Source organism: Stenotrophomonas sp. STEN087 (assembly GCF_056759115.1).
This window is the reverse complement of record NZ_JBRRCR010000018.1, coordinates 46,648-63,318: the sequence shown is the minus strand read 5'-3', so window position 1 is coordinate 63,318 and position 16,671 is coordinate 46,648. Positions and strand designations below refer to the sequence as shown.

General features: G+C 69.0%; 20 protein-coding genes. 8 read left to right on the top strand and 12 right to left on the bottom strand.

The annotated features are described in order from the left end of the window. Positions 1-297: 297 nt before the first annotated feature. Positions 298-1,017, top strand: a complete 720-nt coding sequence (locus ACVOK1_RS07255; protein ID WP_108768136.1) for a GntR family transcriptional regulator — start codon at positions 298-300, stop codon at positions 1,015-1,017. An 81-nt stretch (positions 1,018-1,098) separates the two neighbouring features. Here the strand turns inward: ACVOK1_RS07255 and ACVOK1_RS07250 are convergent, their stop codons facing one another. Further along, positions 1,099-1,425, bottom strand: coding sequence for a hypothetical protein (locus ACVOK1_RS07250; RefSeq protein ID WP_481561581.1), 327 nt, complete (start codon positions 1,423-1,425; stop codon positions 1,099-1,101). A gap of 31 nt (positions 1,426-1,456) precedes the next feature. Further along, complete coding sequence (locus ACVOK1_RS07245; RefSeq protein ID WP_108768134.1) at positions 1,457-1,915, bottom strand: hypothetical protein; 459 nt, start codon at positions 1,913-1,915, stop codon at positions 1,457-1,459. A gap of 154 nt (positions 1,916-2,069) precedes the next feature. Between ACVOK1_RS07245 and ACVOK1_RS07240 the strand changes: the two genes are divergently transcribed. Next, on the top strand, positions 2,070-3,017 hold the full coding sequence (locus tag ACVOK1_RS07240) for a nucleoside hydrolase (protein ID WP_481561580.1): 948 nt from the start codon (positions 2,070-2,072) through the stop codon (positions 3,015-3,017). A 4-nt stretch (positions 3,018-3,021) separates the two neighbouring features. Here the strand turns inward: ACVOK1_RS07240 and ACVOK1_RS07235 are convergent, their stop codons facing one another. The 5 genes from ACVOK1_RS07235 to ACVOK1_RS07215 all read right to left on the bottom strand — a co-directional run bounded on the left by ACVOK1_RS07235 (position 3,022) and on the right by ACVOK1_RS07215 (position 7,843). Then, the gene (locus ACVOK1_RS07235) at positions 3,022-4,281 is read right to left on the bottom strand and encodes an MFS transporter (RefSeq protein ID WP_406236501.1); all 1,260 of its coding nucleotides are present in this window, start codon (positions 4,279-4,281) and stop codon (positions 3,022-3,024) included. Between the two features lie 110 nt (positions 4,282-4,391). Continuing rightward, complete coding sequence (locus ACVOK1_RS07230) at positions 4,392-5,705, bottom strand: sensor histidine kinase (RefSeq protein ID WP_481561579.1); 1,314 nt, start codon at positions 5,703-5,705, stop codon at positions 4,392-4,394. Further along, positions 5,702-6,442: a response regulator gene (locus tag ACVOK1_RS07225; RefSeq protein ID WP_025873908.1), complete on the bottom strand. Its 741-nt coding sequence runs from the start codon at positions 6,440-6,442 to the stop codon at positions 5,702-5,704. Before ACVOK1_RS07225 ends, ACVOK1_RS07230 begins: the two co-directional genes overlap by 4 nt. A 57-nt stretch (positions 6,443-6,499) precedes the next feature. Then, positions 6,500-7,045: a redoxin family protein gene (locus tag ACVOK1_RS07220; protein WP_481561578.1), complete on the bottom strand. Its 546-nt coding sequence runs from the start codon at positions 7,043-7,045 to the stop codon at positions 6,500-6,502. A gap of 3 nt (positions 7,046-7,048) precedes the next feature. Further along, positions 7,049-7,843: an alpha/beta fold hydrolase gene (locus ACVOK1_RS07215; protein ID WP_481561577.1), complete on the bottom strand. Its 795-nt coding sequence runs from the start codon at positions 7,841-7,843 to the stop codon at positions 7,049-7,051. 342 nt (positions 7,844-8,185) lie between these two features. On the opposite strand from ACVOK1_RS07215, the gene ACVOK1_RS07210 reads away from it, so the two are divergent. From ACVOK1_RS07210 to ACVOK1_RS07190, 5 genes are all read left to right on the top strand, one after another. Then, the gene (locus ACVOK1_RS07210; protein WP_406232524.1) at positions 8,186-8,830 is read left to right on the top strand and encodes an HvfX family Cu-binding RiPP maturation protein; all 645 of its coding nucleotides are present in this window, start codon (positions 8,186-8,188) and stop codon (positions 8,828-8,830) included. Between the two features lie 102 nt (positions 8,831-8,932). Next, complete coding sequence (locus tag ACVOK1_RS07205; RefSeq protein WP_108768126.1) at positions 8,933-9,409, top strand: HvfA family oxazolone/thioamide-modified RiPP metallophore; 477 nt, start codon at positions 8,933-8,935, stop codon at positions 9,407-9,409. A 54-nt stretch (positions 9,410-9,463) separates the two neighbouring features. Further along, positions 9,464-10,309, top strand: coding sequence for an HvfB family MNIO-type RiPP peptide maturase (locus ACVOK1_RS07200; RefSeq protein WP_406232526.1), 846 nt, complete (start codon positions 9,464-9,466; stop codon positions 10,307-10,309). Then, positions 10,302-11,084, top strand: a complete 783-nt coding sequence (locus ACVOK1_RS07195) for an HvfC family RiPP maturation protein (RefSeq protein WP_481561576.1) — start codon at positions 10,302-10,304, stop codon at positions 11,082-11,084. The genes ACVOK1_RS07200 and ACVOK1_RS07195 overlap by 8 nt, the downstream gene beginning before the upstream one ends. A gap of 3 nt (positions 11,085-11,087) precedes the next feature. Then, on the top strand, positions 11,088-11,723 hold the full coding sequence (locus ACVOK1_RS07190; protein ID WP_481561575.1) for a ferric reductase-like transmembrane domain-containing protein: 636 nt from the start codon (positions 11,088-11,090) through the stop codon (positions 11,721-11,723). Positions 11,724-11,838: 115 nt separating this feature from the next. On the opposite strand, the gene ACVOK1_RS07185 is transcribed toward ACVOK1_RS07190, so the two are convergent. The 5 genes from ACVOK1_RS07185 to ACVOK1_RS07165 all read right to left on the bottom strand — a co-directional run bounded on the left by ACVOK1_RS07185 (position 11,839) and on the right by ACVOK1_RS07165 (position 16,222). Beyond that, on the bottom strand, positions 11,839-12,996 hold the full coding sequence (locus tag ACVOK1_RS07185; RefSeq protein ID WP_481561574.1) for a metallophosphoesterase: 1,158 nt from the start codon (positions 12,994-12,996) through the stop codon (positions 11,839-11,841). Positions 12,997-13,164: 168 nt separating this feature from the next. Continuing rightward, positions 13,165-14,700, bottom strand: a complete 1,536-nt coding sequence (locus ACVOK1_RS07180) for a TerC family protein (protein WP_481561573.1) — start codon at positions 14,698-14,700, stop codon at positions 13,165-13,167. 42 nt (positions 14,701-14,742) lie between these two features. Then, a complete protein-coding gene (locus ACVOK1_RS07175) occupies positions 14,743-14,967 on the bottom strand; it encodes a helix-turn-helix domain-containing protein (protein WP_108764376.1) in 225 nt (74 codons plus the stop codon). Next, a complete protein-coding gene (locus ACVOK1_RS07170) occupies positions 14,967-15,434 on the bottom strand; it encodes a DUF2975 domain-containing protein (RefSeq protein WP_108770634.1) in 468 nt (155 codons plus the stop codon). Before ACVOK1_RS07170 ends, ACVOK1_RS07175 begins: the two co-directional genes overlap by 1 nt. 185 nt (positions 15,435-15,619) lie before the next feature. After that, a complete protein-coding gene (locus tag ACVOK1_RS07165) occupies positions 15,620-16,222 on the bottom strand; it encodes an NMCC_0638 family (lipo)protein (protein ID WP_481561572.1) in 603 nt (200 codons plus the stop codon). A 131-nt stretch (positions 16,223-16,353) separates the two neighbouring features. On the opposite strand from ACVOK1_RS07165, the gene ACVOK1_RS07160 reads away from it, so the two are divergent. Continuing rightward, positions 16,354-16,665 (top strand): metalloregulator ArsR/SmtB family transcription factor, encoded by a 312-nt coding sequence (locus tag ACVOK1_RS07160; RefSeq protein WP_079221004.1) that lies wholly within the window; start codon positions 16,354-16,356, stop codon positions 16,663-16,665. Positions 16,666-16,671 lie beyond the last annotated feature (6 nt).

Genomic DNA, 16,671 nt, shown 5'->3' with positions numbered 1-16,671 from the left:
CCCGCCCCCCCCCCCCCCCCCCCCCCCCGCGCCCCCCCGCGCCCCCCCCCCCGCCCCCCGCCCCCCCCCCCGCCCGCCCCCCCCCCCCCCCCCCCCCCCCCCCCACCGCCTAGAGTCGACCGTACGTCGACTATCGCGCGCAGCGCGGGATCTTCGGCATCCATGCGGAGAGCAGTCGACCAACGGTCGACTCTACCAAGCAGTTTCTGCCAGCCATTTTTTCCATCGGATTTCGCCCAACCGGGTTTCCCGCACCGCGTTACAGGTTCCACGCAGGGAGGCAGTACACTTTCCACCATGGCCATTGCTCCCGCCCCGCGTTCGCCGAAGAAGCGCGCACCTCTGTATGAAGAGGTGGCCGAGCATGTGCGCGAGCGCATCTACGATTACCGGCTGCCGCCGGGCGAATGGATCGACGAACCCGCGCTGTGCGAGGAACTCGGCATCAGCCGTACGCCGCTGCGCGAGGCGTTGAAGCTGCTGGCAGCCGAAGGGCTGGTGCAGATCGATGCTGGCCGCGGTGCGCGGGTCACGCGGCTGACCCTGGAAGACCTCAACCAGCTGTTCCCGGTGATGGCGATGCTGGAAGGCCGCTGCGCGCATGAGGCGGTCAAGCACATCGACGACGCCGGCGTGCAGCAGCTGGAAGACCTGCATGCAGCGATGGAAGCGGCAGCGGCCAACGGCAACATCGCCGAGTACTACCGCAACAACTACCTCATCCACGAAACCGTGCAGCACTACGCCGGCAACCCGTGGCTGATCCGCATCACCCACGACCTGCACCGCATCCTGAAGATGCACCGCGGCCGCCAGCTGCTGGCACCGGGCCGCACGGCGCAGTCGCTGGCCGAACACCGCGAGCTGATGGACTGCTTCCGCCGTCGTGACGCGCAGGCGGCAGAGCGCACGATGGAACGCCACCTGCTGAGCCAGGGCCAGGCGCTGGCCGCGTACGTGGCCGATGGTGGGCTGTTGAACGTGCCCGCACCGCTGCCGACCGAAGGCGGCGGCTGAGCTGTTCCGTAGAGTCGAGCCATGCTCGACTGCTTTTTCGGGGCCGTCGAGCACGGCTCGACTCTACAAAATGCCTGCGCCTCAATCGCCGCAGCTGCCACCATCGCCGCCACCACTGTCGCTGCTGCAGTCCGATCCGCCATGGCTGTGGCTGCTGTGGCTGTCACTGGCATACCCGGCCGAGGAATCGTAGCTGCCCGCGAAGCTGCCATCGCTGCGGCTGACCGAGCCATCGGCGGTGGCGATCGCCATGCACAGGATCGCGCCGACCAGCGGCAGCAGCCAGACCAGCAGCAGCTGCACCATCCGTCCTCCCACCGACACGTCGTCGCGCCGCACCACCACATACGTGGCGACCAGGTTCAGGCCCAGTACCAGGGCGATGAGGACCAGGGTCACCACCAGCATGGCGTGCCTCCGCAGCAGCGAACCGGCGCGGTCATGGCGCCACCATCAATGACTGGATCTGCGCGCGCTCTTCCAGCGGCCGCTGGAAATCCATCGGATAGACCGGTGCATGGCGCTCGCCCTTGAGCAGGAACAGGCTTTCGCTGCCCAGCGTGGCCTCGCGGATATGGCCCAAGGTGTAATGCCACATCGTCCACAGCGGCACCCGGATCGTCGCCGGCACCTTGCCTTCCCGCGGCCGCAGCACTTCCTGCACCTGCAGGACCAGGCGGATCTCGTTGTCCGAGCCTGGCCCGGTGCGCGATCCGGGATCGGTCAGCGGCCGTCCCTTGCCATCGACCATTTCCACGGCGACCACCTTGGCGCGGACGATCTGGTCGGCTTCAGCCACCATTTCCTCCAGCGGCTTCGGCTCCACCGAGGTGGCCAGGGCCGGCGCGACGGCGCCCAGGCACAGCAGGCCGGCCAGCAGGATCGCGGGGGTCTTCATGGCGGTTCTCCTTCCGTGGATACCCCCTGACGATAGCACCGCCGCAGCGGTTCGCCCTGCCTGTCATGAAGATGGGACAATGTGGGGCGCGCCGGCCCGGCCCCCTGGGTCCCGCCGGCCCCCCTGCACCACACGGAAGAAGAAGAACAACAACATGCTGAAAGTCATTTTCGATACGGATCCGGGCGTCGACGACGCGCTGGCCCTGCTGTACCTGCACAAGCACGCCCAGATCGACCTGGTCGGCGTCACCACCACCTTCGGCAACGCGTCGGTGGATTCGACCACCCACAACGCGCTGTACCTGAAGCAGGCCTGGGGCTTTGCCGCCCCGGTCGCGCGCGGCGCCGCCGGCCCGCTGCAGCCCGAAGCCACCCCGGAAGCCTGGCCGGTGCACATCCATGGCCACAACGGCCTGGGCAACCACCCGGTGCCGGCTGCGCTGGACGTGGCCGCCGATGCGCGCCCGGCCCATCAGCTGATCATCGACCTGGTCCGCGCCCACCCGGGCGAAGTGAGCCTGATCGCGGTCGGCCGCATGACCAACCTGGCCCTGGCCCTGCAGCAGGCCCCGGACATCGCCGGCCTGGTGCGCGGCGTAGTCCTGATGGGCGGCGCCTTCCACGTCAACGGCAACATCACCCCGGCCGCCGAGGCCAACATCTGGGGCGACGCCGAAGCGGCCGACATCGTGTTCACCGCGCAGTGGCCGGTCACCGCCATCGGCCTGGACGTCACTACCCGCGTGGAAATGGACCGTGACGGCCTGGACAAGCTGGCTGCCATCGGCGGTGCCGATGCCGAGCTGGTGCGTGCGCTGTCGCAGGACTACGTGGACTTCTACCTGCAGGCCGGGCACAAGGGCATGGTCGTGCATGACTGCTGCGCCTGCATCGCCCTGACCCGCCCGGAGCTGTTCCAGTTCGAGCGCGCCAGCGTGCGCGTGGCCACCGACGGCGTTGCCCGCGGCATGACCATCCCCAAGCCGGAAGGCCTGGCCTTCGGCCCCAGCGTGTGGGATGGCCACGTGCTGCAGTCGATCGCCATCGGCGTGGATGCGCCGGCCGTGCTGGCCGACATCGAGCAGACCCTGGCGGTCTGATCGCCTAGCGCTTGCCCCTGCCCGGGGTCGTCTCGGGCAGGGTCCACAGCACCGGCAGCACCAGCACCGCCACCAGCGCGATCATCGCGCCCGGCGCCGCCGCCCAGCCGCTGCGTTCCACCCACCACTGCGCCAGCCACGGTGTCGCACCGCCGAACACCGCCGTGGCCATGGTCACCCCCAGTGCCAGCCCGCTCACCCGGCCCTCGCCCGGGAACTGCTCGGCCGTGGCCGGTGCCGCTACCGCGCTGATGCCACCTGCCACGCAGGCCAGCACCACCGCCGCCAGCGCGATGCCCAGCGGCGCGGCTTCGGCCATCCAGCCGAACATCGACAGCGGCAGCAGCGCCGCCAGCACGGTCAGCCCCAGCAGCAGCGGTCGCCGCCCGAAGCGATCGGACAGCAGTCCGCACAGCGGCGTGATGGCGATGACCGCCACTGCCGCCACCGTCGACAACCACAGCGCATCGCCTTCATCGTGTCCCTGCGCGTGCAGGAACGCCGGCACGTAGGTAATGCCGACGTAGTAAGTGATCGAACCGAGTGCGGAAATCGCGAAGGTGCGCGCCACCGCGCCGGGATGGTTGCGCAGTACGTGGCGCAGCGGCGTCGCCGGAATACTGCCCTCGCGACGCTGGCGCTCGAACTCGGGCGATTCGTGCATGCCCGAACGCGCAATGAGGATCACCAGCGCGAGCGCGGCACCGACGAAGAACGGAATGCGCCAGCCCCAGCCATCCAGCTGTGCGGGCGTCAGCATTGCCACCGTCACCGCGGAGATCGCCACCGCCAGCAGCGCGCCCACTTCACTGGCCGCCGAGGCCAGCGATGTGACCAGTCCACGCCGACGCGCCGGCGCGCTTTCCAGCAGGTAGGCCACCACGCCGGTGTACTCGCCGCCTACCGAAAAAGCCATCACGCAGCGCAGGATCAGCAGCAGCACGCCGGCCGTGGTACCCGCCGTGGCGGCCGTCGGCAGCAGGGCGGTGGCCAGCATCGCCGCCGCCATCAGCGCCATCGAGGCCAGCAGCATCCAGCGCCGGCCGAGGCGATCACCGAGGTGGCCGAAGCACAGCGCGCCGAGCGGGCGCATCAGGTAGGAGACGGCGAAGCCCGCCAGCGTGACCAACATCGCCTGCTCGCCGCCGCCGAAGAACACCCGCGACAACACGGTGGCGAAATACAGGTACAGGGTGAAGTCGTACCACTCCACCACGGTGGACAGGCCCGCGACCCACATCGAGCGCTGCCGCGCCGCCGTCATTTCATTCATGGCCGGAGGGTGTCACGCGCGGGGTGACGGCGCGGTGCATCTGCAGGCAGGGCGCGGGGTCAGAGCCCTTTGCCGGTGGCAAAGGGATCCGACCCCACCCATCAGCCCGGCAGCTGCAGCACCGCCTGCAGGCCACCGCCTTCGCGGTTGCGCAGCTGCAGCGAACCGCCCAGCGACTGCGCCAGCTGCACGGCGATGGCCAGGCCCAGCCCGGTGCCGCCGGTATCACGGTTGCGCGAGCTCTCCAGCCGGTGGAACGGGGCCAGCACGGCCTGCAGCTGGTCCTCGGGAATGCCCGGGCCGCGATCAGACACGCTGATCCACGGCTTGCCGGCCGCATCGCGACCCGCATCGATCTCGGCACTGCCGGCATAGCGCAGCGCGTTGTCCACCAGGTTGCCGACCACCCGCCGCAGCGGCTGCGGCCAGGTCTGCACCGTCAGCCCCGACGGTGCACCGCCCGAGACCGGCTTGCCCATGTCCTCGTAATCACCGACCACGCTGGCCAGGAATGCGCCGAGATCCATTGCCACCGGCGCACCACTGGCCACGTGGCTGCTGCGTGCATAGGCCACGCCCTCGCGCACCAGCTGGCCGAGGTGGTCCAGGTCATCCAGCAGGCGCTGCTGGGTCGCGTCTTCGGGCAGCGTTTCCACCCGCAGCTTCATCCGCGTGATCGGCGTCTGCAGGTCGTGCGAGATCGCCGCGAGAATCTGCAGGCGCTCGCTGACATGGCCACGGATGCGCGCCTGCAGCGCATTCAATGCGGCGGCCGCCGTACCGACTTCGGCGGGGCCATCTTCGGCCAGCATCGGTGCGTCCTTGCCCGGCTGCAGGTGCTCGACGGCGTGCGACAGCTGCTGCAAAGGCCGCAGCGCCAGCCGTACCGCCAGCCACGCGCACAACAGCAGCAGGGCCAGCTGCGCCAGCAGCACGGCTGGCAGCCAGCGCGCCAGCGGCAGGCCGGACGGCGTTACTTCGATGGTCAGCGGCGTGCCATCGTGCAGCCGCAGTTCCACCTCGAAACGTTCGGGCAGGCGCGCGACCTGGCGGGCCTGCAGCGGATAGCGATGCTCCAGGCTGTCATCGATGATGGCGGTGACTTGGCGTGCACGCTCGGTTTCCAGCGCCGGTCCGGCGGCGGCCGGGCGCAGCAGGTAGCGGTAGGTGCGCCGTTCCAGGCGCGGCACCCAGGCCTCGCGTTGGTCGGCCGGCAGGTGCTCCAGCAGGGCCACGCTCACCGCCACGTCCTCGTCCAGGTTGCGCAGCATCATGCTGCGCGTGGCCTGGTAGCGCTCGAAGAACAGCAGGCCGAACGACAGCGCGTGGGCCAGGGTCAGCCCGCCCAGCAGCAACAGCAGCAGGCGCGCGGACAAGGTGCGCGGCCACGGCAGGCGGCGCGCGGCGGCGTTCATTCCTCCGGCCCCAGCAGCTGCACCGGCACGCTGAACACATAGCCTTCGCTGCGCACGGTCTTGATGTAGGTCGGCTCGCGCGCGTCGTCGCCCAGGCGCTGGCGCACGCGGCTGACCAGCAGGTCGATCGAGCGGTCGAACAGTTCGGCATCGCGGCCCTGGGTGAGGCTGAGCAGCTGGTCGCGGCTGAGCACGCGGTTGGCATGGTCGAGGAACACGCGCAGCAACCGGAACTCGGCGCCGCTGAGCGGATAGGCGGTGTCCTGCGCATCCAGCAGGTGGCGGGCGGTGGTATCCAGGCGCCATTCGCCGAAGGCCAGCTGGCGACCGGCTTCGCTCACCTGCAGGTTCGGCGGCAGCATCTGCGTGCGGCGGATCACCGCATTGATGCGCGCCAGCAGTTCGCGCGAGGAGAAGGGTTTGGTCACGTAATCATCGGCGCCCATTTCCAGGCCAATGATGCGGTCGGTCTCATCATCGCGGGCGGTCAGCAGCACCACCGGCACGGCGCGGTGCTTGCCGGCCCGCAGATTGCGGCACAGGCTCAGGCCATCCTCGCCCGGCATCATCACGTCCAGCACCACCAGGTCCACCGCATGGGTGTCCATCAGCGCACGCATGGCGCGGCCACCATCGGCCTGGCTGACGCGCAGGCCGTTGCGCTGCAGGTAGTCGGCCAGCATCTGGCGGATGTCGCTGTCATCGTCGACGACAAGGATGTGCGGTACGTGGTTCATTGCGTTCTCGATGGCGGCGGAGGACAAGGCCGCGCGGCGCGGCCATGGTAGCGCGGCTCAGGGGCTGGCCAGCAGGCGCTGGATCTCGCTTTCGGTACGTGCGTAATCGCCTTCGCCGTAATGGCGGTAGACCACCCGGCCCTGGCGGTCGACCAGGTACAGCGCCGGCCAGAATCGATTGCCCCACGCGTTCCAGATGCGGTACTGGTTGTCCTGCACCACCGGCCAGGTGATGTCGAGGCGGCGGATCGCATGGCGCACGTTGCCCTGCAGGCCTTCATAGGCGAATTCCGGCGTGTGCACGCCGATCACGCGCAGGCCCTTCGGCGCATAACGCGCATGCCACTGGTGCACGTACGGCGCGACGTTGAGGCAGTTGCTGCAGCCGTAGGTCCAGAACTCGACCAGCACCACCTGCCCGCGCAGCTGCTGCAGGGTCAGCGGCGGGCTGTTGTGCCACGGCCCACCGCCGCTGAATCCCGCCGCGGGTGCGGCCTCGGCGGTCTGTGCACCGGCTTCGGGGCTGGGCCAGGCCAGCAGCAGCGCAGCGGCGCCGAGCAGGGCCAGCAGCAGCGGCACGGTGTAGGCACGAAGCGTGGCCATCGCTCAGCCCCCCTGCTCGGCCAGCGGCAGCTCGGCCGGCTTCACCCCGGCAGCTTCCAGGATGCTGTCGGTCACCTGCGCCGGGTGCGAGAGCAGCGCTACATGGCTGCTGCCGATCGACTGCAGCTGCGCGCCGATGCGCCGTGCGGTGGCGACCTGCAGCTGCGGCGAGAGCATGCGGTCATCGCGGCTGACCACGTACCAGCTCGGCTTGCTGCGCCACGCTGCGGTGGTCACGGCCTCCCCCAGCGCACTGGCCTTCAACGGCACCTGCGTGCTGTACAGCAGGGCGGCGGTCTTCTTCATCACGTCGGGTGCGAAATCCTGGGCGATGGCATCGGCCGGCAGGGTCAGGTAGCCGTCCTTCTCCTGCAGGCGGGTCAGCCCGGGGCCGACCGGGAAGCCTTCGCCCTGCTGCGCGGAGGACTGGCCGACATCCGGTGCGAACGCGGCCACGTAGACCAGCGCCTGCACCTTGGGATCGTTGCCCGCTTCGGTGATGACCGTGCCGCCCCAGCTGTGGCCGACCAGCACCACCTTGCCCGGTGCCGCGGCAATCGCGCGGCGGGTGGCCGCCACGTCGTCAGCCAGCGAGCTGAGCGGGTTCTGCACGGCCACCGCCGGCAGCTTCCAGTCGTGCAGGGTGCTGATGACCTTGTTCCAGCTGGAGCCATCGGCGAAGGCGCCATGTACCAGGATGATGGTGGGCGGCGCGCCGGCATCGGCCTGCGCGGCAAAGGCGGGGGTGGCGGCGCCGGCCAGGGCCAGGGCAGCGGCAAGCAGGGTGGTGCGGATCATGGGTGGCACTCCGGTGTTGGGAGTGGCCATTTCCGCCGGTGGGTGTATCGCTGCTGTTTCGCTGCGGCGCCGAGTTGTACCGGACTGTAGGGCGGCGGCCGGTTCCTACAGTCCGATACATTCGGCCGCCGGGCATGGTCCGGCACTACCGGGGGAACAGGCTTCCCCGCACGCGGGCGCGCAGCGCGCCGATGCGCCCCGACGCGGCGTCTTTGTATCCAACTGTACGAAACCCCTGCCGCAGCCACAGTCGCTGACAAAACCCCGGGCATCGGCACACGTTGCCGATACCTGCGTGGCCCGAAATGGCCTCCATCGACCACCGGCCCGCAGGACACACCCATGATCAGCACCGCCTCCTCCCTCTACACCCCGCGCCTGGATGCCGTCGGCCGCTGGCTTTCGCCGCTGGCCCTGCGCGCCCTGCTGGCCTGGGAGTTCTTTGAATCCGGCCGCGAGAAGCTGGGCGGCCAGAACTGGTTCGCCGATCTGGACGGCCGCTTCCCGTTCCCCTTCTCCACCCTGCCCGCCTCGCTCAACTGGCAGCTCGCCACGTGGCTGGAACTGGTGGGCGCGGTGATGCTGCTGCTCGGCCTGGCCACGCGTTCGGTGGCCTACATCTTCTGGGTGCTGACCGTGGTCGCCATCGCCGCCGTGCACTGGCCCGACCAGTGGAACGGCCTCGGCGAACTCTGGCAGGGCTATGCCATCACCGACCAGGGCTATGGCAACTTCAAGCTGCCGCTGCTGTTCCTGGCCATGCTGCTGCCGCTGATCCTCAACGGTGGCGGCGCACTCAGCCTGGACCGCCTGCTGGCCGGCCCGCAGCGTGCCGCAGTTGGCGATGACCGCCTCGGCTGGGGCGTCAGCCTGGTCGCCCTGCTGCTGCCCATTGCCGCACTGCTGCCGGGCATTGGATTCGGCGGTGCCCTGCTCGGCGGCGCCCTGCTGCTGGCCCATGTGCTGCGCCGTCGCCGCAGCGCCTGATCCGCCTCCGCCCTTTCCCACTTTTCTTCGCATCGCATTCCGTCGCCTTCCCGCGGCGTCCATCCCGCACGCCCTGCGTGCACATCCCAAGGAGTCACCACCATGTCCGTCTCGACCAAGAACACCGCTGCTTCCCGTCTGCCGCGCATCGGCGCCATCGGTATCGCCCTGGCTGGCGGCCTGCTGCTGGCTGGCCAGGCCGCCGCGATCCAGCCGCTGGCGATCAGTGCCGTGGCCATGAGCGCCGCCGCCGAAGGCAAGTGCGGTGAAGGCAAGTGCGGCGCCAACAAGGCCGCCACCAGCAAGCCCGCCGGCAAGGCCAAGGTGGCCGAAGGCCAGTGCGGCGAAGGCAAGTGCGGGGACGCCTCGTTTGCCCGCACCGACCGTGACCACGACGGCCGGGTCTCGCGTGCCGAGTTCAACGCCGTGGCCGGCAAGCGTGCCGCCGAATTCGACCGCATCGACGCCGACCACGACGGCTACATCAGCGAACAGGAAGCGCACGACTACCTGCGCAGCGTCTACACCGCCAACGGCAAGCCGATGCCGAAGGGCCTGTTCTCCCGCGTCAACGACTGATTGCCCCCAACGGCGCCGCCCTCGTGGTGGCGCCACTGCCCTGGAGTACCGCGCATGTCCCTGCCCCTGCCTTCCGCCAGCGCTGGTCTTGGCCTGCGCCGTGGCCTGATTGACGAGTTGCTGGCAATGCCCGCCGACGCCATCGACTTCCTCGAAGTCTCGCCCGACAACTGGATCGGCGTCGGTGGCGCCCACGGTGCCGCGCTGCGCCAGCTCAGCGAACGCCACCGCCTGACCTGCCACGGCCTGTCGCTGTCGCTGGGCGGCCCGGACCCGCTGGACCGCACCCTGCTGGCGCAGACCCGCGCCTTCCTCGAGCTGCACCAGGTGCAGCTGTACAGCGAACACCTGAGCTACTGCGCTGCCGGCGGCCATGTCTACGACCTGCTGCCGCTGCCGTTCACCGCCGAAGCCGTGCGCCACGTCGCCGGGCGCATCGCCCAGGTGCAGGACACGCTGGGCCGGCGCATCGCGGTGGAGAACATCTCCTACTACGCTGTGCCCGGCGCGGACATGAGCGAGATCGACTTCATCAACGCCGTGCTGGCAGAAGCAGACTGCGACCTGCTGCTGGACGTCAACAACGTCTTCGTCAACGCCTGCAACAACGGCTACGACGCCTTCGATTTCCTCGCCCGCGTCCCCAGCCACCGTGTCGCCTCGCTGCACGTGGCCGGTCACTTCGACGAAGACGATGGCTTCAAGATCGACACCCACGGCGCGCCGGTGAAGGGCGTGGTCTGGGCGCTGCTGCGCGAGGCCTATGCGCGTGTCGGCGTGCGCCCCACCCTGCTGGAGCGCGATTTCAACTTCCCGCCGCTGGCCGAACTGCTGGCCGAGGTCACGCAGATCCGCCAGGCCCAGGCCGAGGTGCTGCTGCCGGAGATGGCCCATGGCTGAGTCGCTGGCCACCCTGCAGCAGCGCTGGGTCGACCATGTGCGCGACCCGTCGATGCCGGCGCCCGATTGCATCGAGGCACGCCGGCTGGCGGTGTACCGCCGCCTGTGCATCGACAGCCTGGACAGCCTGCTGGCCGGCAGCCTGCCGCGCCTGCAGGAACAACTGGGCGAAGCGCGCTGGCGCAGCCTGGTCGAGTACTACTACGCACATCACCCCTGCCATACCCCGTTGTTTCCGCAGATCGCCAGCGAGTTCGCTGCGTGGCTGGCAACGCAGGATACGTTCGCGCTGCCCGGCTGGGCGGCGGAGCTGGCGCACTACGAAAGCACCCAGCAGGCGCTGCACATCGAAGTGCGCGACGCCGGGCATTCGCTGCAGCACACGCCTGCGGGCCGCGACGTGCTGGCGCTGTCTGCGCTGGTGCGGGTACTGGGCTACCAGTGGCCGGTGCATGAGGACGCCACGCTGGACGATGCCGCCGCAGACGAGCCGACGCTTCTGCTGCTGCGCCGCCTGGCGGATTACCACCTGCAGGTCCAGGAACTGGCACCGCTGGCCTATGCGCTGCTGTCGGCCTTTGGCAACGACGGTGCGCGCGTGGATGACGCCCTGCAGGCGCTGGCCGAGGCGCATGGCGTGACCACTGATGCACTGCGCGTGGTGGCTGCGCCCTTGCTGGGCGAACTGTGCGCGGCCGGCGTGCTGGTTGTGCTGACCGCTTTCCCTGATTGCCGGCCAGCGGCCGGCACTACCCTTCTCCATTCCGAGGCTTGATCGATGGCTGTTTCCAACACTTCCTTCCTGCACGGCTGGCGCCTGTTCGTGGCCATTGCCGTGGTGCTCATCGCCTTTGCGCTGGCCGCGTTCGCCCTGCACGCCGACGTGGCCGAAGGCAGCCGCGCGGCCATCCGGGTCACCGCACGCACCTCGTTCCTGCTGTTCCTGGCGGCGTTCACTGCTTCGTCGTTCGCCAGCCTGCTGCCGGGGCCGACCAGCCGTTTCCTGCTGCGCGAACGCCGGATCATCGGCCTGTCGTTCGCGTTCTCGCACCTGCTGCATGCCATCGCGATCACCGCGTTCGGCATCCTCAACCCGGCGTTCTGGCCGGCACGCTCGGCCCTGGCCAACCTGCCCGGCACGGTGGGCTACGTGGCCATCCTCGCGCTGGCGATCACCTCGCACCGCGGCATCGCCCGGCGCATGGGCCCCACCGCATGGCGCCGCCTGCACGTGACCGGCATGTGGATCATCGCGGCGGTGTTCACCTATTCGTACTTCAAGCGCGTGCCGACCAATTTCTGGTACGCCGTGCCTTCGGCCCTGTTGTTCACGGCCTTCGTGGTCCGCGCCATTGCCAAGCGGGCGCAGTCGCTGAAGCGCGGCGTGCATGCGCGGCCGCTGCGGGCGGCGTGATGAGCCAGGGCGCGCGGGGTCGGATCCCATTCCCGCAGGGAATCGGCTCTGACCCCAGGCGCTTGCGGGGTCAGAGCCCTTTGCCGTTGGCAAAGGGATCCGACCCCATCAGAGTTCACGGCGCGCGACGCAGGGTGAACAGGGTGATTTCCGAAGGCACGCCGATGCGCGCGGGGAAACCGGCCCACAGGCCAGCGCCGTTGCTCACGTACAGGGTCATGCCATCCACCTCGTAGCGGCCGGAGACAAAGCCACCATTGGCCCGCTTCACCAGCTGGTCCATGCCGATGATCTGCCCGCCATGGGTGTGGCCGGACAGCTGCAGCTTCACCCCGCGTGCGGCGGCATCGGCGGCATTGCGCGGGCGATGGTCAAGGAGGATCACCGGTGCGGCAGGATCGGCACCGGCCAGCGCCGCCTGCAGGTCGGGCAGCGGCAGGCCGTAGCGCGCCGCCACCGGGTCGGTGACACCGGCAATGGTCAGCGCGGCATCGCCACGCCGCACCTGGGTGTGGCTGTTTTCCAGCACCTGCATGTGCAGCGCGCGGAAGGCCTGCATCCAGTCGCTGTACTGCGCGTAGTACTCATGGTTGCCGGTGATGGCGATCACCCCGTCCGGCGCGTGCAGGTCGCCCAGCGGACGGAAATCGTCGCGGCGTGCATCCACCGTGCCATCGATCAGGTCACCGGTGATCACGATCAGGTCAGGCTTCAGCGCATTGCTTTCGGCCACCACCTGGCGCACCCAGTCGCCGGTCAGCAGGCGGCTGGCGTGGATGTCGGTGAGCTGCAGCATGCGGTAGCCATCGAAGGCGGCCGGCAGATCCTTGATCGCCACCTCGACCTGACGCGGCTTCGGCACTGCCATGCCCTGGCTGACGCCGTAGGCGCTGAGCAGCAGGGCGACACCTGCGGCCAGCGGACGCAGCAGCGGCGTACGCAGGGCCGAGACTGCGCGCGGCAGGCGCAGCACGCGCGCCAACAGCAGGCCGGCATCGAACAGCAGCATCGCCAGCGCCAGCAGCAGCACGGCGGTCGAGCCGGTGGCCAGCACGGCGATGGCCATCTTCGGAATTTCCGGCGAGGCCATCGTGCCGCAGAACGTGGCGACGATGCGCAGCTGCACGGCCAGGCCCACCAGCAGCAGCGACAACAAGGCCTTGGCCCACACCTGGAGGCGCAGCGGCCAGAACAGGCGCCAGGCCACGTACAGGCCCATCAACAATCCAATCGTACTCAGCACTGCGGCATTCCAGAACGTGGGGCCCGCCATGGTGACGGGCGGAGGTTGCAATGGGTAGAGCCGAGCCTATGCTCGGCTACACCAACTGTAGAGCCGAGCCATGCTCGGCTGCGGGAAAAACAGCCGAGCGTGGGCTCGGCTCTACAAAACGCAAAAACAGCCGAGCGTGGGCTCGGCTCTACAAGAGGCAGGCGCGCGTTACGGCGCCAGCCTTTGCACGCGCAGACGCGCGATGCGGCGCTTCTCCATCGCCAGCACGGTGATGCGCACGTCGGCCACATCCACGGCATCGCCTTCATCCGGCAGGCGCCCCAGCTGGTCCAGCACCAGGCCGGAAATGGTCATGTAGTCGCTGCTGCGCGGCAGCGACACACCCGCCAGGCGCTGCAGGTCGTCCAGAGTCAGCGCGCCATCGGCTTCCCACTGGTCCTCGCCCTGCGCCACCACGCCGTAGCGCTCGTCCTGGGTATCGGCCAGGTCACCGGCGATCGCCGCCAGCAGGTCGTTGGCGGTCACCAGGCCTTCCACGCTGCCGTACTCGTCCACGGCCACCGCCAGCGGCACCGGGTGCTGGCGGATCAGTTCCAATGCCTGCAATGCGCTGGCGCTGGACAGCACATACTGCGGCTCGCGCAGGTTGCCCTCCAGCTGCAGCGGCCGGCCCTGCAGCAGGTCGGCCAGCAGGTCGCGGCTCTGCACCACGCCACGCAGGCTGTCCAGGTCGCCCTCGCCCACCAGCAGGCGCGTATGCGGCGACGCCACCAGACGCGCCACCACGTCGTCCTGGCCACGCGCCAGGTCGATCCACTGCACGTCGGAGCGCACCGTCATCACGCTCGACACCGGCCGGTCGGCCAGGCCCAATACGCTGCGGATCATCTCGTGCTCGGCGGGCTGCAGGCGCTCCTCCGCATCACCGTGCTCCTCTTCGCCGGCGTCATCGTGGCCGTTGGCCGGGCGTGCACCCAGCATGCGCAGCACTGCATCGGCGGTGCGCTGGCGGAATGGCTGGCGGCGCTCGTTGCGTTCGCGGTTGAAGCGCACCCACTGGTTGAAGGCTTCCACCAGGATCGAGAACGCGATGGCCGCGTACAGATATCCCTTCGGAATCTTGTAGCCCAGGCCTTCGGCCACCAGGCTGAAGCCGATCATCAACAGGAAGCCCAGGCACAGCACGACCACGGTGGGATGCTTGTTGACGAAGCGGGTCAGCGGCTTGCTGGCCAGCAGCATCAGCACCATGGCGATGGTCACCGCGGCGTACATCACGCCCAGGTTGTCGACCATGCCGACGGCAGTGATCACCGAGTCCAGCGAGAACACCGCGTCGAGCACCACGATCTGCGCCACCACCATCGCGAAGCTGGCATAGACCTTCTTGCCGTTGTCCTCGTGCTGGCGGCCTTCCAGGCGCTCGTGCAGTTCCATGGTGCCCTTGAACAGCAGGAACAGGCCGCCGCCCAGCAGGATCAGGTCGCGCCCGGAGAAGCTGTGATCGAACAGCGTCAGCAGCGGCTCGGTCAGTTTCATGATCCAGGCCAGCGCGGCCAGCAGCACCAGGCGCATCAGCAGGGCCAGGCTCAGGCCGATCACCCGCGCGCGGTCACGCTGGTGCGGTGGCAGCTTGTCGGCCAGGATCGCGATGAACACCAGGTTGTCGATGCCAAGCACGATCTCAAGCACGATCAGGGTCGCAAGGCCCATCCAGATCGAGGGGTCAGCCAACCATTCCATTTCGGTTCCGTTTCTTCATGAGGTAAGGGAGAGAGGGGTGTTTCAGTCGTCGTCCTGCGCCTGCAGCGGGTCGTGCCCGAGCAGGTCGCCCGGCGTGCACTGCAGCTCGCGGCAGATCGCATCCAGCGTCGAGAAGCGGATGGCGCGTGCCTTGCCGGTCTTGAGGATGGACAGGTTGGCCAGGGTGATGTCGATGCGCCCGGCCAGCTCGGACAGGGTCATGCCCCGTTCCTGCAGCATGCGGTCGAGCGTGATGACGATCGCCATCAGATGACACCGTCGAGGTCATCACGCATGGCCGCACCGGCGGCGAACACGCGCGCCAGTACGAACAGCATCAGCACCGCGATCAGGCCGGTGATGGACATGCCGCCGCCGACTTCCATCCAGGCGAAATCCGGGCCCATCCAGGACGCGTACACGCCGATGATGATCGACAGCACTTCCATCGCCAGCATCAGCCACGCCATGCGCTGCAGGCGCTGCGCATTGGCATGGGTGAACGGGCGCGCGCCGGCGGCCGAGCGCAGCAGGCGCGCCAGGTGCCGCAGGAACACCAGGCACAGCACCAGCAGGGCGACGATGCTGCCCAGGCCGATGCAGAAATGCAGGAACAGATCGCTGCCGTGGACGGCCGCGGCGTGCGCGTCGTGCACGCTGTCCAGCAGCCAGCGCCGGTCGTAGGCCACCAGGGGCACGGCCAGCAGCGCGGCCAGGATGCCCAGCCAGCACATTGCCCGTACGGCCTGCACGGCGGTCTGGGCCAGGGTAAACAAGCCTCGCGCGGATTCGGCGCGGGCGGGACGAGCGGTCAAGCAGCCTCCGGTGTGGGGCAGCCTCGCCGCCCGGGATGGATTTATCGATAAACGATATACCACATCCGGATGCGCTGGATGAATCGTAGGCCCCGGGCCCGGCCCTAGCGCGGGAGTGCCGTGTCGCCCGGCGGCGTGGACGCCTGTTCGAGCATGGCTTCACCCGGGCTGGCCGAGGCCATCGCCTGCACGCCAGCTTCGGCGGCCTGCCGGGTGACCAGGCGGAAACGGACGCGCAGCCTGGTTTCGCCCGGCGTGGCCCAGCCGTACTGGATGGCCACCTGGTCGGCCGGCAGCGGCCCGCTGCCGGGCAGCGAACGCACCTGCAGCGGTTTCGGCGCCGCCTGCATCAACCGCGCAAAGCCCTTCTGCACCACCGCCGGTTCGGCCTTCTCCGCATACACGCTGCAGGTGCCGTCGTCGGCCCAGCTCACCGCATAACGCCCGCTGGCCAATGGCACCAGCCACGCCACGCCCGGCTGCCCCTGCAACAGGGTGGCCGCCTCGGCCGGTTGCAGCGGGGTCAGCCCATTGGCCTCCATCAGCGCCTGCAGCCGTGCCGGGGCGCCGATGTGCTGCATGCACGCGGTGTCGAACAGTTCGCTGAAGGAATCCTGTGCGACGGCCGTCTTCGGCGCGCGCGACGGCTGCGCCACCGCCAGCACGGGCAGCAGCAGGCCAGCCATCAACCAGGGCGCAGCACGCATCACAGCTCCAACGGATCGAAATCAGCGGGGAGGATGGCAAAGGCAGGGGCTGCTGCGCAACGGGCGCGCCCGCTTGACACGGCCCCATGCACGCGGGATCATCAATTAACGAATTAGTTAATTAACGACCCATGGACCGCATCTTCGAAGCCCTTGCCTCCGGTGCCCGCCGGCAGATCCTGGCCTACCTCAGTGCCGGCGAACTGAGCGCGGGCGAGCTGGCCGAGCGTTTCGACTTCAGCAAGCCGGCGCTGTCCAGCCACCTGCGCATCCTCGAAGAGGCCGGCCTGATCGAACGCGAGAAGCGCGGCCAGTTCGTGTATTTCCGCCAGGTGCCCGAGCGTCTGGCCAACACCCTGTTCTCCTGGGCCGCCGAAGTGTGTCCGGTCGGTGGCCCGCTCAAGCGCGAAGCCCGCGCACGCCGCAAGTCCCCTGCCCGCTGACAAGGA

What these genes read in the sequence shown, in the direction of transcription:
- ACVOK1_RS07190 (WP_481561575.1), top strand. Translation starts at nt 11,088, where the DNA reads ATGGCTGTTTCCAACACTTCCTTCCTGCACGGCTGGCGCCTGTTCGTG.
- ACVOK1_RS07210 (WP_406232524.1), top strand. Translation starts at nt 8,186, where the DNA reads ATGATCAGCACCGCCTCCTCCCTCTACACCCCGCGCCTGGATGCCGTC.
- ACVOK1_RS07220 (WP_481561578.1), bottom strand. Translation starts at nt 7,045, where the DNA reads ATGGCCACGCTTCGTGCCTACACCGTGCCGCTGCTGCTGGCCCTGCTC.
- ACVOK1_RS07200 (WP_406232526.1), top strand. Translation starts at nt 9,464, where the DNA reads ATGTCCCTGCCCCTGCCTTCCGCCAGCGCTGGTCTTGGCCTGCGCCGT.
- ACVOK1_RS07165 (WP_481561572.1), bottom strand. Translation starts at nt 16,222, where the DNA reads ATGCGTGCTGCGCCCTGGTTGATGGCTGGCCTGCTGCTGCCCGTGCTG.
- ACVOK1_RS07225 (WP_025873908.1), bottom strand. Translation starts at nt 6,442, where the DNA reads ATGAACCACGTACCGCACATCCTTGTCGTCGACGATGACAGCGACATC.
- ACVOK1_RS07215 (WP_481561577.1), bottom strand. Translation starts at nt 7,843, where the DNA reads ATGATCCGCACCACCCTGCTTGCCGCTGCCCTGGCCCTGGCCGGCGCC.
- ACVOK1_RS07185 (WP_481561574.1), bottom strand. Translation starts at nt 12,996, where the DNA reads ATGGCGGGCCCCACGTTCTGGAATGCCGCAGTGCTGAGTACGATTGGA.
- ACVOK1_RS07170 (WP_108770634.1), bottom strand. Translation starts at nt 15,434, where the DNA reads ATGTGCTGGCTGGGCATCCTGGCCGCGCTGCTGGCCGTGCCCCTGGTG.
- ACVOK1_RS07255 (WP_108768136.1), top strand. Translation starts at nt 298, where the DNA reads ATGGCCATTGCTCCCGCCCCGCGTTCGCCGAAGAAGCGCGCACCTCTG.
- ACVOK1_RS07175 (WP_108764376.1), bottom strand. Translation starts at nt 14,967, where the DNA reads ATGGCGATCGTCATCACGCTCGACCGCATGCTGCAGGAACGGGGCATG.
- ACVOK1_RS07205 (WP_108768126.1), top strand. Translation starts at nt 8,933, where the DNA reads ATGTCCGTCTCGACCAAGAACACCGCTGCTTCCCGTCTGCCGCGCATC.
- ACVOK1_RS07230 (WP_481561579.1), bottom strand. Translation starts at nt 5,705, where the DNA reads ATGAACGCCGCCGCGCGCCGCCTGCCGTGGCCGCGCACCTTGTCCGCG.
- ACVOK1_RS07245 (WP_108768134.1), bottom strand. Translation starts at nt 1,915, where the DNA reads ATGAAGACCCCCGCGATCCTGCTGGCCGGCCTGCTGTGCCTGGGCGCC.
- ACVOK1_RS07235 (WP_406236501.1), bottom strand. Translation starts at nt 4,281, where the DNA reads ATGACGGCGGCGCGGCAGCGCTCGATGTGGGTCGCGGGCCTGTCCACC.
- ACVOK1_RS07180 (WP_481561573.1), bottom strand. Translation starts at nt 14,700, where the DNA reads ATGGAATGGTTGGCTGACCCCTCGATCTGGATGGGCCTTGCGACCCTG.
- ACVOK1_RS07195 (WP_481561576.1), top strand. Translation starts at nt 10,302, where the DNA reads ATGGCTGAGTCGCTGGCCACCCTGCAGCAGCGCTGGGTCGACCATGTG.
- ACVOK1_RS07240 (WP_481561580.1), top strand. Translation starts at nt 2,070, where the DNA reads ATGCTGAAAGTCATTTTCGATACGGATCCGGGCGTCGACGACGCGCTG.
- ACVOK1_RS07250 (WP_481561581.1), bottom strand. Translation starts at nt 1,425, where the DNA reads ATGCTGGTGGTGACCCTGGTCCTCATCGCCCTGGTACTGGGCCTGAAC.
- ACVOK1_RS07160 (WP_079221004.1), top strand. Translation starts at nt 16,354, where the DNA reads ATGGACCGCATCTTCGAAGCCCTTGCCTCCGGTGCCCGCCGGCAGATC.